Here is a 16,710-nt window from a genome sequence, read left to right on the forward strand (position 1 = left end):
TTCACCCGTAGCGCATAGGAACCCGGTTTTTGCGGCTTTCCTGGCGCGTCCTGCTCTCCGGATGTGCGCAGTCTAGCGCACTCCCCAAGCGGTCGGCAACGCCTTCGAGGTGGAAATCGGCGCGGTGTTTCAGGCAATCGGCTTGGCGCGTGGATTGTTGTGCAGGTAGTCCCTTTAGCGCAACGGTCAATGCTGGCATCGAGGCGAGCCAGCCAGGATAAACGAGTTCTTTCCCGTAATCAGTCGGCGCCACCCGAGACTCTGGCGCCGGCCCGGATCAGGCCCCAGCGGGGCGGCTTGTGTTCGGCACCCGAGAGCCTCAGGAGTGAAGCATGCCCAACGAGAAGCGCGCGATTCGCAGCCGGCTCGATTTTTCCAAGATTCCAACAGCAACGCAGATTCCCAACCTGATCGAAGTGCAGCGCCGTTCTTACGAGCGGTTTCTGCAGATGGACAAGCTGCCCAACGAGCGTGACGACTCCGGCCTCCAGTCGGTGTTTGTCTCCGTGTTCCCGATTACCGACTTCCGGGGCATCTCGCAGTTGGATTTTGTGGACTTCTCGATCGGCAACTGGGAGTGCAAGTGCGGCCACCTCAAGGGGCTCCATCACCTGCGTACGGCTTGTACGAACTGCGGATCGATGGTCATCACTGACCCGTTCCTTCCGGGCGACGTGCTCTGCTCCAAATGCGGACACTACAACAAAAACACCCCCGACTTCTGCAACAAGTGCGGCGACCCTGTCAGCCTGCAGCTGAAGTATGACCAGCAGGAGTGCGAAGAGCGCGGTATGACGTTCTCCGCGCCTTTGAAGGTCACGGTGCGCCTCACTATCTACGACAAGGACGCGGAGACAGGCAACAAGACCATCCGCGACATCAAGGAGCAGGAAGTCTTCTTCGGCGACATTCCGCTCATGACGCCCAACGGCACGTTCATCGTGAACGGCACCGAGCGCGTCATCGTGTCGCAGCTGCATCGTTCGCCCGGCGTCTTCTTCGAGACGGCGAACAACCGTACCTACTTCCTTGGCAAGATCATCCCCTACCGCGGCTCGTGGGTTGAGTTCGAGTACGACCAGAAGAACACCCTCTATGTCCGCATCGATCGCAAGCGCAAGTTCCTCGGCACCATCTTCCTGCGCGCACTCGGCCTGCGTTCGGACGAAGAGATTTTGAAGACCTTCTACACGGTCGACAAGATCCAGATCGCCGACGGAAAGCTGTTCTGGACGATCCCGCAGGATCCCAAGCAGCACACGCACCTGATCGGTTCGAAGCCGGCACATGCCGTGCTGCACGGTGGCGAAGAGATTGCGCACTCCGGCCGCAAGGTCACGCCGCACACCATGAAGGCGTTGCGCAACGCCGCCGTCGAGAAGGTCGAAGTTGAATCGGCCGAGTTGGACGGCGCGCTGACCGCTGCCGATGTGGTCGATATGGCCACCGGTGAAGTCATCGTCGAAGCCAACGTCGAGCTCACTGCCGACCGCCTGCACAAGGTGCTGGCGTCGGGTGCGACCACCTTCGAGGTGTTCTTCCCCGAGCGCGACGACGTGGGCAACATCATCACCAACACGCTGCGCCGCGACTCGATCCGCAAGCCGGAAGAGGCGCTGATCGAGATCTACCGCAAGCTGCGCCCGGGCGATCCGCCGACGCTCGACACCGCAACTGCCCTCTTCGAAGGCATGTTCTTCGATCCGCGCAAGTACGACTTCTCGCGCGTAGGCCGTTTGAAGTTCAACATCAAGCTGTATGAGAACCAGGACGCCACGCCGCTCGATCACCGCACGCTGACGCCCGAGGACTTCTACTCGACCATTCGCTACCTGTTGAAGCTGCGCAAGAACATCGGCATCGTGGATGACATCGACCACCTCGGCAACCGCCGCGTGCGCGCCGTGGGCGAGCTGATGGAAAACCAGTTCCGTATCGGATTGGTCCGTATGGAGCGCGCCATCAAGGAAAAGATGAGCGTCTATCAGGAGCTCTCGACGGCCATGCCGCACGACCTGATCAACGCCAAACCCGTGATGGCGGCCATCCGCGAGTTCTTCGGTTCGTCGCAGCTCTCGCAGTTCATGGACCAGACCAACCCGCTCTCGGAGATTACGCACAAGCGCCGTCTCTCCGCACTTGGACCGGGCGGTCTATCGCGTGAACGCGCGGGCTTCGAAGTCCGCGACGTGCACCCCACGCACTACGGCCGTATCTGCCCGATCGAGACGCCGGAAGGTCCGAACATCGGTCTGATCAGCTCGCTGTCGTGCTTCGCGCGCATCAACGAGTACGGCTTCATCGAGTCGCCCTACCGCAAGGTGAAGGACGCCAAGATTCTCGATTACGTGGAGATCTCAAACGCAGGTGATAGCGGCATGCGCGTGGGCGACCACATCGAGAAGGACGAGGCTGCGCGCCTGAACCAGCAGCTCAAGAAGGCCGGCAAGCGTACCATCGATTCCATTCCGTACAGCTTCTACCTGTCGGCCTGGGAAGAGGACAAGCACACCATCGCGCAGGCCAACATCGAGTTCAACGACGAAGGCCAGATCACTGAAGACCTGGTGAATGCACGCCGCCAGGGCAACTTCGTGCTGGTTAACCGTGCTGAAGTCGACTACATCGACGTGTCGCCGAAGCAGCTTGTGTCTGTCGCCGCTTCGCTTGTGCCCTTCCTTGAGCACGACGACGCGAACCGCGCGCTGATGGGCGCGAACATGCAGCGTCAGTCGGTGCCGCTGCTCGTGGCTGAGGCTCCGCTCGTCGGAACCGGCATGGAAGGCGTCACGGCCCGCGACTCGGGCGCCGTGGTGCTGGCCAAGCGTAACGGCATCGTGGACTCGGTCGACTCCGAGCGCATCATCGTGCGCGTCGAAGGCGAGCATCATCCCACGCAGTTGTCGCGCGAAGTTGGTTCGGACATTTACACGCTCATCAAGTTCAAGCGCTCCAACCAGAACACCTGCATCAACCAGAAGCCGGTTGTGCGGGAAGGCGAGCGCGTCATCAAGGGCCAGGTCATCGCTGACGGTCCTTGCACCGAGCAGGGCGAGTTGGCTCTGGGACGCAACGTCCTCGTGGCCTTCATGCCGTGGCGCGGTTACAACTTCGAAGACGCCATCCTTATCAGCGAAAAGCTGGTGAAGGAGGACTACTACACCTCGGTGCACATCGAGGAGTTCGAAATCGAAGCCCGCGACACCAAGCTGGGTCCCGAGGAAATCACGCGCGATATCCCCAACGTCAGCGAGCATGCGCTGCGCGACCTGGACGAGAGCGGCGTAATCCGTATCGGCGCCCAGATCAAGCACGGCGACATCCTCGTCGGCAAGGTCACTCCCAAGGGCGAGACGCAGCTCACTCCGGAAGAGAAGCTGCTCCGCGCCATCTTCGGCGAAAAGGCAGGCGATGTTCGCGACGCTTCGCTCACCTGCCCCCCGGGCATTGAAGGCACGGTTGTTGACGTGCGCATTTTCAGCCGCAAGGGACAGGAGAAGGACGAGCGCGCCAAGCAGATCGAAGCGGAGTATGTTTCCAAGCTCGAGAAGAACCTCGGCGATGAAATCCGCATTCTGACCGATGAGCGTTTGAAGCGTCTCGAAGGCATCCTGGGCGGCAAGACCGTCCTGGCTGACCTGCACGACGAGCGCACCAACAAGCGCCTGCTGACTAAGGACGCGATTCTCGATCGCGAAACGATCGAGCGTATCTCCACCAAGAACCTCAAGCGTATCCGCTACGCTGACAAGGATCCCCGCGTCAACGAGCAGATCGATGAGATCGAGGAAATGACTTCGCGCCAGATCGAAGTGTTGCGCAAGATCACCAACGAGAAGATCGCCAAGCTCGCGAAGGGGGACGAACTTCCTCCGGGCGTGATTAAGCTGGTCAAGGTTTACGTCGCCATGAAGCGCAAGCTCTCGGTGGGTGACAAGATGGCCGGCCGTCACGGCAACAAGGGTGTGATCGCGCGCATATTGCCCGAAGAGGATATGCCGTATCTCCCCGATGGCACTCCGGTCGAAATCGTTCTGAACCCGCTCGGCGTTCCGTCTCGTATGAACGTCGGTCAGATTCTGGAGACGCACCTCGGCTGGGCTGCTGCCGGACTTGGCAAGAAGATCGCCGCGCTGCTCAAGCAGAACAGCGATGCAAACTTCGTTCGGGAGGAATGCCGCAAGGAGTTCGCTGGAACAGCAGCTCTGCGTCAGCTTGAAGATCTCGACGACGAGACGCTGCTCCGGGTCGCCGCCGGTATGGAACGCGGCATCTGGTTCGGCACCAACGTTTTCGATGGCGCGCAGGAAAGCGAGATCAAGTCGCTCCTGACGGCCGCCGGCCTGCCCACTTCGGGCAAGACGGCGCTGTTCGACGGTATGACGGGCGAGCAGTTCGAGCAGCCAGTAACGGTGGGCTACATCTACATGCTCAAGCTGTCGCACCTAGTCGACGACAAGATCCACGCTCGCTCCATCGGACCGTACTCGCTGATCACCCAGCAGCCGCTGGGCGGCAAGGCGCAGTTTGGCGGACAGCGCTTCGGCGAAATGGAAGTGTGGGCGTTGGAAGCTTACGGCGCTGCGTACATTCTGCAGGAGCTGCTCACCGCGAAATCCGATGACGTTTACGGTCGTACGAAGATCTACGAGGCCATCGTCAAGGGAGAAGCGGCGATCGAGCCTGGTGTGCCGGAGTCGTTCAACGTGCTGATTCGCGAACTGCAGTCGCTGTGCCTCGACGTGGAACTCATCAAGCGCGCCGATCTGATTAAGAAAGCGCCCGCGCCTGAAACTATGGCCGCGGTCGCTGACGATTAGCTCGTAGCCGATAGCCAACAGCCGGTAGCAAGAACGAACAAAGCTACCGGCTACAAGCTCCAGCTACAAGCTCTGAAGTTTTAAGGGTCCTTCTTGAAAGCGATAACCATCGCTACCCGGGAAGGAAGGATCCCAAAGGAATCCCGGGATGAGCCGCGGCAGAGTTGAAAAAGCCTGCCAAGGAGGGTCGCCTTGTTCCGTTCGAACCCGTTCGAGCTTACCAGCCCTATCACCGACTTCGATGCCATCCGCATCATGCTTGCGTCGCCCGAGAAGATCCGGAGCTGGTCGCATGGTGAGGTCACGAAGCCTGAAACCATCAACTACCGCACGTTCAAGCCGGAACGCGACGGCCTGTTCTGCGCGCGCATCTTCGGGCCCGTCACCGATTGGGAGTGCCTCTGCGGCAAGTACAAGCGCATGAAGCACCGCGGCGTCATCTGCGACAAGTGCGGCGTTGAAGTTACGGTCTCGAAGGTGCGCCGCGAACGCATGGGCCACATCGAGCTCGCTTCCCCGTGCTCGCACGTGTGGTTCTTCAAGGGCCTGCCCTCGCGTATCGGTCACCTGCTGGACATCTCGCTCCGCGACCTCGAGTCGATTCTCTACTTCGAGTCCTACGTTGTCGTCGATCCAGGCGACGCGCCGGTGCGCGAGCGCGAAATCATCAAGGATGAAAACAAGTTCCGCGAGCTCGACCAGCAATTCCGCCCCTCCGGCTTCAAGGCCATGATGGGCGCGGAAGCCATCAAGGAACTTCTTAAGCGCGTCAACGTCGACGAGCTCGCCATCGAACTGCGCGAGCGCATGAAGACCGAAGCTTCGGCGCAGAAGAAGATCAAGTACGCCAAGCGCCTTAAGGTCGTCGAGGCGTTCCGCAAGTCGTCGAACAAGCCGCAGTGGATGATTCTCGACGTGCTGCCGGTCATTCCTCCTGAGCTGCGCCCCCTGGTGCCGCTGGATGGCGGCCGCTTCGCCACGTCGGATCTCAACGACCTCTATCGCCGCGTCATCAACCGCAACAACCGGTTGAAGAAGCTGATGGACCTGCACGCGCCTGAAGTCATTGTGCGCAACGAAAAGCGCATGCTCCAGGAAGCGGTTGACGCTCTGTTCGACAACGGCCGTCGCGGCCGTGTGCTGCGCGGCGCCAACAACCGTCCGCTCAAGTCGCTCTCTGACACGCTTAAGGGCAAGCAGGGTCGCTTCCGTCAGAACCTTCTCGGTAAGCGCGTCGACTACTCGGGCCGTTCGGTGATCGTGGTCGGACCCGAGCTCAAATTGCACCAGTGCGGCCTGCCCAAGAAGATGGCGCTCGAGCTCTTCAAGCCGTTCATCTATCACCGCCTTGAGCAGACCGGCCACTGCACCACCATCAAGCAGGCCAAGGAAATGGTGGAGATGCAGGAACCGGTGGTCTGGGACATTCTTGAAGAAGTCATCAAGGACCATCCCGTGCTGCTGAACCGCGCCCCAACCCTTCACCGGCTGGGCATCCAGGCTTTCGAGCCCGTGCTCGTGGAAGGCAAGGCCATCAAAATTCACCCGCTCGTCTGCACCGCATTCAACGCGGACTTCGACGGTGACCAGATGGCTGTGCACATTCCGCTGTCGCCTGAAGCGCAGATTGAAGCGTCGGTGCTCATGCTCGCGTCGCACAACATCCTGTCGCCCGCGTCGGGTCAGCCCATCACCGTGCCCACCCAGGACATGGTGCTCGGACTTTACTACCTGACGAAGGCTCACAAGGGGGCGAAGGGCGAAGGCCGCGTGTTCGCGAATACGGAAGAAGTGCTGATGGCGCTCGAAGCGAAGGAGCTCGAGACGCTCTCGCCGATCCGTCTGCGCTACACCGGCAAGGTCCTCGACATGACCACGGCGTACGACGATCAGGATCTGACGCACACCGAGGCAGTCGACTTTGACGGCGACTACATCAACACCACCGTGGGCCGGGTGATCCTGAACGACGCGCTGCCGGCGGGCATGCCGTTCATCAACGGCCTGCTCAAGAAGAAGGGCATCGGCCAGCTGGTGAACTATTGCAACCAGAACCTCGGACTCGAGGTGACGGTGCGCATGCTCGACCGAATCAAGTCGCTCGGCTTCCAGTTCGCCACGCGCTCGGGTCTGTCGGTTGGTCTGGACGACATGGTCATCCCGGCGTCGAAGTACACCGTCGTTGAAGAAGCCGACCGCAAGGTGATCGAAGTCCAGAAGCAGTACATGGACGGCGCCATTACCAACGGCGAGCGTTCGAACAAGGTCATCCAGATGTGGTCGGCCGTTACCGATAAGGTCGCGGACGAAATGTTCGGCAACATGAAGCGCGCGGACGAAGAAGGCGCCATGAACCCGATCTACATCATGGCCGACTCCGGCGCCCGTGGTTCGAAGCAGCAGATCCGTCAGCTCTCGGGTATGCGCGGACTGATGGCCAAGCCCTCGGGCGAAGTCATCGAAACCCCCATCACCGCGAACTTCCGCGAAGGCCTCACGGTGCTCGAGTACTTCATCTCGACGCACGGTGCTCGTAAGGGTCTGGCCGATACGGCTCTCAAGACGGCCGACTCGGGCTACCTCACCCGCCGTCTCGTCGACGTGGCGCAGGACGTCATCGTCACCGAGTACGACTGCGGAACGAGCGAAGGTATTGACGTCACCGCCATCGTCGAGTCGGGCGAGATTATCGAGCCGCTGCGCGACCGCATCATCGGCCGCGTGTCGCTCGAGAAGATCAAGGACTACGACGGCAACGTTGTCATCGAGATCAACCAGCAGATCGATGAAGACATCGCTTCCGCCATTCAGGGCGCGGGCGTTGAGAAGGTGAAGATTCGCTCCGTGCTCACCTGCGAATCGCGTCGCGGCGTTTGCGCTCTGTGCTACGGCCGTAACCTCGGCTCAGGCCGCATGGTCGAACTCGGCGAAACCTGCGGCGTCATCGCAGCGCAGTCCATCGGAGAGCCCGGCACGCAGCTCACCATGCGTACCTTCCACGTCGGCGGCACGGCCAGCCGTGTTGCTGACCAGTCACGCCTCGATGCCAAGAACAACGGCACCGTGCGCTACTTCAACCTGAACACCGTCGAAAGCAAGGACGGCTCGCAGGTCGCCATGAACCGCTCCGGCTCGATTGCCATCGTCGACGACCGCAATCGCGAGAAGGAGCGCTACGTGGTGGTCTATGGTGCGCGCCTGAAGGTGAAGGATGGAGACAAGGTAAAGCTCGGCGATCTGCTGGCTGAGTGGGATCCTTACACCTACTCCATTCTCACGGAAATCGGCGGCACGGTGCAGTTCAAGGACCTGCAGGAAGGCATCACGCTCAACGAAGAAGTCGACGAAGTCACCGGCCTCTCGCGTTGGGTTGTGGCCGACGCTCCCGATGAGAAGCGTCAGCCCACCTTCGTGGTCAAGGGCTCCAAGGGCAGCAAGCGTTACCTGCTGCCGCGCGGCGCTCACCTCATGATCGAAGATGGTGCGGAAGTCGGCCCTGGCGATGTGCTCGCGAAGATCCCGAAGGAGTCGACGCGTACCAAGGACATCACCGGCGGTCTGCCTCGCGTGGTCGAACTGTTCGAAGCCCGCAAGCCGCGTGAAACCGCGATCATCAGCGAGATCGATGGCGTGGTTCGCTTCGGTGAAGTCACCAAGGGCCAGCGCAAGATCTACGTGACGGCTGACAACGGCGAGGAGAAGGAATACTCCGTGCCGCGCGGTACTCACGTCAACGTGCAGGAAGGCGAGCGTCTGCGTGCCGGCGATCCTCTCATGGATGGGCCGCTGAACCCGCACGACATTCTCGACGTTCTCGGCGAGAAGGAACTGCAGAAGTACCTGGTGAACGAAATCCAGGAAGTCTACCGTCTGCAGGGCGTGGCCATCTCCGACAAGCACATCGAAGTGATTGTCCGGCAGATGCTGCGCTGGGTCCGCATCGACGATATCGGCGACTCCAACTTCCTGCTCGAACAGCAGGTCGATCGCTTCCGCTTCAACGAGGAAAAGAACCGCGTGGAGAAGGAAGGCGGCCGTCCGCCGCAGGGTCGTCCGCTGCTGCTCGGCATCACCAAGGCATCGCTCTCGACCGACAGCTTCATCTCCGCCGCTTCGTTCCAGGAAACGACGCGCGTGCTGACGGAAGCTTCGATCAACGGCGCAATCGACAACCTGCGCGGACTCAAGGAGAACGTGATCGTCGGACGTCTCATCCCGGCGGGCACAGGCCTCGAGTACTACCGCAACGTCCAGCTCTCTCCGGAACTGGAAGAAGCGGCAGCCCGCGTCCAGCAGGAAGTTCACGCCGAGATCGAAGCTGCAGAGCGCGAACTGGAAATGATGCGCCAGGAAGGCGAAGCCGAAGAAATGGCCGCCGAATAAGCGCTTCCACTTACCTCAACCACAAAGGCCCGGCTTGCGCCGGGCCTTTGTGCTATGCCGATCCTATTCGAATTGGTTCATATCGGTGCCGGGTGCCGGATAACCCAGCTCTCGACACATGGCAACGATCTGGCCTTTGTGATGGAAGGCGTGGGTCAGAACATGATGCAGGATGAGCGCAGGGGTACGCACCGCCGAATCGCCATCGGGGAAGCGGAGTTCGGTGTCGGCATTGAGTTGCTGGTCCGTCAGCGTTGAAAGATACGTATGGGTCCAATCCTGGACCTGCTGCTGCAGAGGCTTGGCATCGCAAACGCGCGGACAGTCGGCGGGGTCTCGATCGATGTAGTTTCTGCCCTGGAGCGTGTGTATCCAAAACCCCTCGCAGTTGAAGATATGCACCACTTGTTGCCCAAGCGTAGGGATACCAAAGCTGGGCAACTCCTTGCCGTAGTCGCCGGGAGGGATTGTGGAAAGATGCTCGAGCAAGAGGTTGAGACTGGCATGCGTCCAGCCATGCAGCTTTCTGATTCCATCCAGAGTAAACAAGACCGTCTCCCTCGCAGAGTTGGTGTTAGCGAGCATCAAGGGGCATCGGCAAGGCCGAGCGTGCCGAATTCTCCTATTCCCTCGAGCAATTGGTGTTCCAAAGAGATGGAAACGGAAAATATTGAGCTCAAGCGGTTTGCAGGTGGCTTGGCTTGGATCAATTGTCCGAAATCGGACTCGCAGACCGAAACCGGACGGTGGCAGGTCAGAGGCATCAGTTCGGTCGAAGTGACGGGGTGAGGTCGCCGGAATCTGCTGCGATCCAGATGACGACCGCATCCTCGAATGTGCATTCAAGGCCGGGGCCCAGCTCATCGTCACCGGCGACAAGGACCCGCATACGCTCGGCGAGTTTCGCGGCATCCGGATCATTGCCGCTCGCCAATCTCTCGAGTTGCAGCACGAAGGCTGAGCTGATCACGCTGTCAGCTTTGCTACCATAATTGAGTCCGGGTCATCTGAAGAAAACAGAATGCCGAAAAGAGCACCCTCCCCGAACCAAGTTTCGCGACGCCCCGCACCGACTAAACCGCCAGTCCTGATGGAGCGTACGCAGCCCGTCATCGAGCGCCTTTCTGCCGCTCTCGGCGAACCGGTCTTCACTTACTGGAATTCCACCAAGGGCGCTATCTGCCAAAACGATGTCGCCGGCCTCTATGCCCTGGTCCGCGCGCGCGGCCATGTCGATCGCCTCTCCCTGTTCATCAAGTCTGATGGCGGTTCTGGCCAGGCCGCATTGCGCATGGTCAACCTGCTGCGCCGCTACGTGAAGCACCTCACCGTTCTCGCGCCGCTTGAGTGCCAGTCCGCCGCAACCATGCTGGCCCTCGGGGCAGATCGCATTCTCATGGGACCCCTCGCGCACCTCTCCGCGGTGGACACGTCGCTCACCCACGACCTCTCCCCCATCGACCGCGACAACGACCGTGTTAGCGTCTCGAATGACGAACTTCTACGCGTCATCCGCCTCTGGACCGAGCAGGCCAAGGATTCCACGCAGAATCCCTACCAGGCGTTGTTCCCCTACGTGCACCCGCTCGTCATCGGCGCGGTTGACCGTTCCAGCGCATTATCCACGCGCATCTGCGAAGAGATCCTCTCCTATCACATGACCGATCTCGATCGCGCGCGCGAAATATCCAATATCCTGAATGCCGGCTATCCGTCGCACAACTACCCCATCACGCTGCGCGAGGCCAGGCGCATCGGCCTGAACGTCGAGGCCATGGACGACTCCGTCAACGGCCTTCTCTTCGAATTGAACGAGATCTACTCCGAGATGGGCCAGAGCGCGTCAACCGACTACGACGAGCGCAACTCGCACGACAACAGTATTCTCAATCTGCTTGAATCAAGCGGCTTGCTCATCTACTTCCAGCTCGACAAGGACTGGCACTACCGCAGCGAAGAGCGCCGTTGGGTTCCGCTGAATGATAAGAGCAGCTGGCGCAAGGCGGAGATGGTGAAGGGCAAAGTCGTGATCTCGCAGCTCCACGTGCGCTGATCACGCACTTCAGGCATCGCCGCTAGGCTTCCTTGGTGCGCCCGGTATGTTTAGCCACATACATCGCGGCGTCGGCGGCGATGAGCAGGCTGTCGCGCGTGGTGCCGTCTTCGGGATACATCGCAATTCCGACGCTTACCGATCCATGCAGAACGTACCCGTCCAGGTGGAATGGCTCGTTGAAGCACCGCTCCAGCCGCGACGCAATCTCTTCAACGTCGCTGCGGCCGCGCGCTCCAGGAATCAACGCGGCAAATTCATCGCCCCCCAGACGTGCGAGCACATCGTCTGCTCGTAGCTGATGCTTCATACGAGCGCAGGCCTCTTGCAGATACATGTCACCAACCCGATGCCCATACACGTCGTTCACCTGCTTGAATTCGTCCAGATCAGCGTAGATGAGGCCGAATGCGCTTTCATGTTTTTTTGCGCGAGCGATGACCGCGCCAATCTGCTTGTCGAGCGAGAAGCGGTTGTGTACATCGGTCAGCAGGTCGTATTCCGAGCGGTGCACAAGATCGGTGAAAGCTTTCCTTGTCTCGATCGCCAGCGTCGCCAGCCGGGTTCCCTGGAAGAAAGCCTGTTGCTCTTCTACGCCGTGAGCGGTTCCCGGATCCATGGCAGCACACAGCACTCCGAGAGGTGCACCGGAACGCCCAGGAATTTCCTCGCGCACCATGCGCCGGCCGCCCGGATTCGACTGAAAGGATCCTACTCTCATCCCGTCGCTGAATTCGCACCAGCAGGGCGCGCCCCTAAGGCGGAAAGACGCCAACGCCGTGATCTCTTCCAGTAGATCGTTCAGTGGACGCAAGCCGTTGAGGTCCTCCAGAATGCGGCTGCGGCGGTGCTCAATTTCAGCGTTATGACGCGCCAGCGCAACTTCGGCTTCGCTCTTGGCCGCGAGGATCCTGCCTTGCCTCTCCACTTTCCTCTGCAGCATCCAGCCCCACAGGAAAAACGACACGAGGAGAACGAGCAGCAGTCCCACCATCTTGAGCAGGTTGGCCACTGTCAGCGGAGAAGGGTATGCCAGGAGTTCTACGTCATCGAAGGACCGGATCAGCAGGTCGAAGGGAACGTTAACATTGAAGGGATTTGAGTCTTCGAGGATGCAGATGCCGGTGACGCGGACGCGCGATCCCGTCGGGACATCCTTCATGCGGGGCACGATGGACACTCCGCCGCCCGAAGGCCCGGGGTGCCGGTAGATGGCTGAGAAGAGATGCCCCTCGCTCTGCAGCACGTACTCGTCTTGCGAGCCTTCCCGCACCTTCGCTACAACGTTCGCCTCGGTCGACACGAGGTCGAAGACATGGTGGCTTTGCGTTAATTCCCGCCACGTCACGCGCACAGGCTCGACGGGGGCAGCCTTGTGGCTATCGAGGATCTCTCCGTTCACAATGCGCAGGAAGCCGTCGTGAATGCCGGGTAGCCCCGTAGCTTCCGCGAAATCCCCAATCTGAACTCCGTCAGATGCCTTCGTATTCACCCATAGGCTGTGGGGGCCGTTCTGCAGCACCACCACCGAGCCCGGAATGAAGTACGTAACCGTTCCCTGAACGCGCACCCTCTCCGAAAGGTTCTGCACCCGGTAATTGGCCATGATCTCGCCCATCGGCGTGAGTGGAGCGGACCACGGGCTCACCTTCTGCGGCGTGATGACCTTCACCTGTGCGAGACTCTGCGTATGCAGGACGATCCCTGTCATCTCCATCTTGCCGTCAAACCGGCCGGAGACTGCCCCCGAGACTTCAACCTCCGCGTCCAATAATGCGGAAAGCGCGCCTGGTTCATTGGCTTCAATCTGAACTTCGGCTGTTCCGCCCTCCATCACCACCTGCAGCGTGGAGCTGGGCCGGTTGGAACTCAGGGTGATATCGGCCGAAGCGACGCGGCCTCGCACCCGAACGAAGCGGCAGTCGTAACGGGCATGGATAATTTCTTCGAATCTGGCGAGTAGCGGCTGGGGCAGGCGGGAATGCCCGATTAGGCTGATCTCAGCGTGGGCCACCAAAGGCCTAAAGCTCTCCTGTGTATTGCCGCGGATGTGAATTCGATCACCGGGGGAGAGGTTATAGGCCTTCAGCGGCTGTACAAAGATCGCCGCATCACCATCCTGCACGAACAGAGTGTTCTCGTAGCCCCGATAGAACGTAACCGTGGCGTCGAACTCGACGGGCAGATGAGCGGTAGCCTGTTCGTTTGTGAGCTTGTGGATGGCCTGCAGCGAAGTCAGAGGTGCCGCATGCAAGGCTGGCGCTATAGCCAGTCCCACCAACAATATCGTTCGCGAAATCCACTTCTGCATCTGATTGACCGCATCTCCCCATCCGATAAGATACCCGGCGTACGAACGCTCAAACACAGCAGCCTTATACGAATGCCCCTTCCGGGCATTGATGAAAGTGCAGTACGTGTTCTGAATCTTGCCGACCATCTTAAACATAGGTAATGCCCTTCCGTAATGACACCTTCGGGGTAGTACATCGTGTATCGGCTATTGCGCGAGAAGACAGCCGCCACCCCGGGGCGGGTATGATGGCAGTGCAGCCGAATAGGTACCACACCAAAGCTGCGCAATTCTGCGAGATTCCCTATGTCTGGCACTGGTACGAATGAAACGGTAGTCGCCACCGCCCCTGGTGGCGGCCTGCAATCCGTCCCCACCCGGCAGATTCGAGTCATCGGAGTTCCCCTCGATATGGGCGCCAGCCGGCGAGGCGTCGACATGGGCCCTTCAGCCATGCGCGTCGCCGGACTCGAAGCGCGGCTTGAGGCGCTTGGGCACCGGGTCACCGACGGCGGCAACATCAAAGTCGAAGTCCCCGAAACCCAGGCCCACGGCGCGGAGAACGCCCGCTACCTCAAGCAGATTGCCGAAATCTGCACCCGAACGGCCGACGCCGTCCTCAAGACCCTGGAAGAAGGCATGACACCGCTGGTATTGGGCGGCGATCACTCCATCGCGGCCGGGTCCATCTCCGGTGTCTCCGAGTTCTACCGCCGACGGAACCAGAACATCGGCGTGGTCTGGATCGATGCCCACTCCGACATCAACACGCCTGAGACCTCGCCCTCCGGCAATGTCCATGGCATGCCGCTCGCCGCGCTGCTTGGCCTGGGCCCAGATCTCCTCGGCAACATCTATGGGTACGCGCCCAAAATCCTGCCCGAGAATACCGTCCTCATCGGCGTGCGCGACATCGACGCTGCCGAACGCGCTAACATCAAGCGCGCCGGCGTGGGCGAGGTCTACACCATGCGCGACATCGACGAGCGCGGCATGCGCACCGTCATCGAAGAGGCCCTTCGCGCCGCCGGACGCGGCACCGCCGGCTATCACGTCTCGCTCGATATGGACTGGATCGACCCCGAAGACGCACCCGGCGTCGGTACGCCCGTCCGCGGCGGCGCTACCTATCGCGAGGCCCACTTGGCCATGGAGATCATCGCCGACCACGGTCGCCTGCTCAGCTTCGAGATGGTTGAGGTGAACCCCGTGATCGACGAGCACAACCGGACGGCCGATCTGGCTGTGGAACTGGCCTGCTCGGCGTTCGGGAAGAAGATCCTGTGACCATGTTTCTGTGTGTCCCATCCAAGCTCCGCTTGGGTGGGAAGGACGCATCCAACTTCGCGTAGCGTCGTCCAAACCTCAGTTCGTGTAGTGATGAGTCTCATTCCCCTCTGGAGGCATTCATCCATGAACGAATTCCCCAATCGTTCCCGTCGCTCATTCCTCACCAACGCAGTCCCCGCCGCCGGCCTCATCCTGCTACCCGGCGCAGCTTCACTCGCCGCCGAAGACAAGAAGAAAGGCGGAGGCGATGAAGACGTCTCCACCAACGAAGACCTCATGCGCGAGCACGGCATCCTCAAGCGCGTCCTCCTCGCCTATGACGAGATCATCCGCCGCGTCCGCGCCAGCCAGGACTTCCCGCCCGAGGCCGTCACCGCTGGCGCCACCATCATCCGCAAGTTCGTCGAGGACTACCACGAGAAGCTCGAAGAGGAGCACCTCTTCCCCCGCTTCCGCAAAGCCGGCAAGCTCACCAGCCTGGTCGATACGCTTCTGGCCCAGCACCAGGCCGGCCGCCGCCTCACCGATCGCGTCCTCTCCCGCGCCTCCGGTGGGTTCAAGTCGCAGGACGACCGCAACCAGCTAGCCGCCGACCTCGCCGCCTTCAACCGCATGTACGCCCCCCACGAGGCCCGCGAAGATACCGTGCTCTTTCCCGCGCTGCACAAGATCGTTTCCGAGCACGAGTACGACGCCATGGGCGAGCAGTTCGAGAAGATCGAGCGCACCACTTTCGGAGGCGACGGTTTCGACATCTACCTCGACAAAGTCGAAGCCCTCGAAAAGCAGCTCAACATCTACGACCTCGCCCAGTTCACGCCGAAGGTGTGATCGAGAGAACGGACTCACTAGTGCCGAAAAACCGGCATAGGGAAGAGTGCCGACTACTCGCTCGGAACGGCGAATCGGCGTGAGCCGCTAAACTGCAAACGATGAGATACAGGCTAGTATTCGTGCTGTCTTCACGCCGATCCCAAACGGAGGAAATTGCTCGGCGGCAGATCAGCACTCTGGTCAATTTCGGTGATGGCATCGTGTGTCCAGACAAATGGGGAACATTCGAGCCGCTGAAAACGCCATTCAACGCCGAAGATATAGACATCCCTGTTCAGGGCCTTTCAAAGCCTCAGGGCAACTTCCACTATCGCAAGGGAAAGCCCGTCCAGCTCAGCGGTGAAATCTATAACCGGACGCATCCTTCCACAGCGCGGTTTCCCTCACCCCTGTTCACCAATTATTGGGTTGGTCGCTTTGAAGGCAAGTGGGTTGATCGCGTGGGCATTCGCACGGTTCGGGAGTGTGTCTCCGAGATGTTCATGGTTTCCGGTGCGGACTTTGGTTTCCTCACGACGGAAGCTGACATGGAAGCGAAGAACCAGCGGAAGCCGGTCATGAGCTATCAGGGTCTCACCCTCGATTCGGGGATTCCGGGCATGTATTGGATCAATTTCTTTAGCGAGGGTTTGGCAAAGTGGCTCGGCATAGACAGTTTTCCAAAAAGACTCGCGGCATCGAAACAGCTGGCTGGTAGCGGCGTGTTGCTTGAGTTTTGCGAGTCTCCGGGGGAGTGCCGAGACATAGAGGCGATTCAAAGGCAGCGCACAGCAATCGAGTGGTTGGGGCCAGAGAAGTTTTTCGATATTCGCTTTCCGAACCGCAGTGCGACCTTACCGTGGGAGTCCATCCCGATTCCGGATATCCTATCGTCCGACTGAACGTCGCCGAGACGCTCTCTCCAGCGCGTTCGCTGCGTTCCGGGCGAGTGACCGCCTACTCGTCAGTTACCATTTCGCAACTGACGAGCGGCCTGACGACCGTCCTGGCTCCGCCACGATGGGGTAACCATCCCGTTCACTCCCTCACGCCCTCCG

The 16,710-nt window shown here is 60.3% G+C and carries 9 protein-coding genes; 6 read left to right on the forward strand and 3 right to left on the reverse strand.

The features are described from left to right. The first annotated feature begins 332 nt into the window (after nucleotides 1-332). Together rpoB and rpoC are read left to right on the forward strand one after the other, a co-directional pair. Complete coding sequence (rpoB, locus tag MOP44_RS10575) at nucleotides 333-4,820, forward strand: DNA-directed RNA polymerase subunit beta (RefSeq protein ID WP_260795999.1); 4,488 nt, start codon at nucleotides 333-335, stop codon at nucleotides 4,818-4,820. A gap of 192 nt (nucleotides 4,821-5,012) precedes the next feature. After that, nucleotides 5,013-9,203: a DNA-directed RNA polymerase subunit beta' gene (gene rpoC / locus MOP44_RS10580; RefSeq protein WP_260796000.1), complete on the forward strand. Its 4,191-nt coding sequence runs from the start codon at nucleotides 5,013-5,015 to the stop codon at nucleotides 9,201-9,203. 63 nt (nucleotides 9,204-9,266) lie between these two features. Here the strand turns inward: rpoC and MOP44_RS10585 are convergent, their stop codons facing one another. Together MOP44_RS10585 and MOP44_RS28215 are read right to left on the reverse strand one after the other, a co-directional pair. Beyond that, entirely contained in the window at nucleotides 9,267-9,752 is a 486-nt protein-coding gene (locus MOP44_RS10585; RefSeq protein ID WP_260796001.1) for a DinB family protein, read from the reverse strand. A 214-nt stretch (nucleotides 9,753-9,966) separates the two neighbouring features. Then, nucleotides 9,967-10,173, reverse strand: a complete 207-nt coding sequence (locus tag MOP44_RS28215) for a hypothetical protein (protein ID WP_260796002.1) — start codon at nucleotides 10,171-10,173, stop codon at nucleotides 9,967-9,969. Nucleotides 10,174-10,293: 120 nt separating this feature from the next. Between MOP44_RS28215 and MOP44_RS10595 the strand changes: the two genes are divergently transcribed. Beyond that, a complete protein-coding gene (locus MOP44_RS10595; RefSeq protein WP_260796003.1) occupies nucleotides 10,294-11,256 on the forward strand; it encodes an SDH family Clp fold serine proteinase in 963 nt (320 codons plus the stop codon). Nucleotides 11,257-11,278: 22 nt separating this feature from the next. On the opposite strand, the gene MOP44_RS10600 is transcribed toward MOP44_RS10595, so the two are convergent. Further along, the gene (locus tag MOP44_RS10600; protein ID WP_260796004.1) at nucleotides 11,279-13,705 is read right to left on the reverse strand and encodes a GGDEF domain-containing protein; all 2,427 of its coding nucleotides are present in this window, start codon (nucleotides 13,703-13,705) and stop codon (nucleotides 11,279-11,281) included. Nucleotides 13,706-13,855: 150 nt separating this feature from the next. Between MOP44_RS10600 and rocF the strand changes: the two genes are divergently transcribed. The 3 genes from rocF to MOP44_RS10615 all read left to right on the forward strand — a co-directional run bounded on the left by rocF (nucleotide 13,856) and on the right by MOP44_RS10615 (nucleotide 16,554). Next, complete coding sequence (gene rocF, locus MOP44_RS10605; protein ID WP_260796005.1) at nucleotides 13,856-14,836, forward strand: arginase; 981 nt, start codon at nucleotides 13,856-13,858, stop codon at nucleotides 14,834-14,836. Nucleotides 14,837-14,962: 126 nt separating this feature from the next. Then, nucleotides 14,963-15,670 carry a hemerythrin domain-containing protein gene (locus tag MOP44_RS10610; RefSeq protein ID WP_260796006.1) on the forward strand — a complete coding sequence of 236 codons (708 nt, stop codon included), beginning with the start codon at nucleotides 14,963-14,965 and terminating at the stop codon, nucleotides 15,668-15,670. Nucleotides 15,671-15,771: 101 nt separating this feature from the next. Next, on the forward strand, nucleotides 15,772-16,554 hold the full coding sequence (locus MOP44_RS10615; protein ID WP_260796007.1) for a hypothetical protein: 783 nt from the start codon (nucleotides 15,772-15,774) through the stop codon (nucleotides 16,552-16,554). Nucleotides 16,555-16,710 lie beyond the last annotated feature (156 nt).

The sequence above is a fragment of the Occallatibacter riparius genome (assembly GCF_025264625.1).
Taxonomy (GTDB): Bacteria; Acidobacteriota; Terriglobia; order Terriglobales; family Acidobacteriaceae; genus Telmatobacter; species Telmatobacter riparius.

Coding starts and splice junctions, on each gene's coding strand:
- MOP44_RS10600 (WP_260796004.1), bottom strand. CDS start 13,705: ATGTTTAAGATGGTCGGCAAGATTCAGAACACGTACTGCACTTTCATC.
- MOP44_RS10615 (WP_260796007.1), top strand. CDS start 15,772: ATGAGATACAGGCTAGTATTCGTGCTGTCTTCACGCCGATCCCAAACG.
- rocF (WP_260796005.1), top strand. CDS start 13,856: ATGTCTGGCACTGGTACGAATGAAACGGTAGTCGCCACCGCCCCTGGT.
- MOP44_RS10595 (WP_260796003.1), top strand. CDS start 10,294: ATGGAGCGTACGCAGCCCGTCATCGAGCGCCTTTCTGCCGCTCTCGGC.
- MOP44_RS10610 (WP_260796006.1), top strand. CDS start 14,963: ATGAACGAATTCCCCAATCGTTCCCGTCGCTCATTCCTCACCAACGCA.
- rpoB (WP_260795999.1), top strand. CDS start 333: ATGCCCAACGAGAAGCGCGCGATTCGCAGCCGGCTCGATTTTTCCAAG.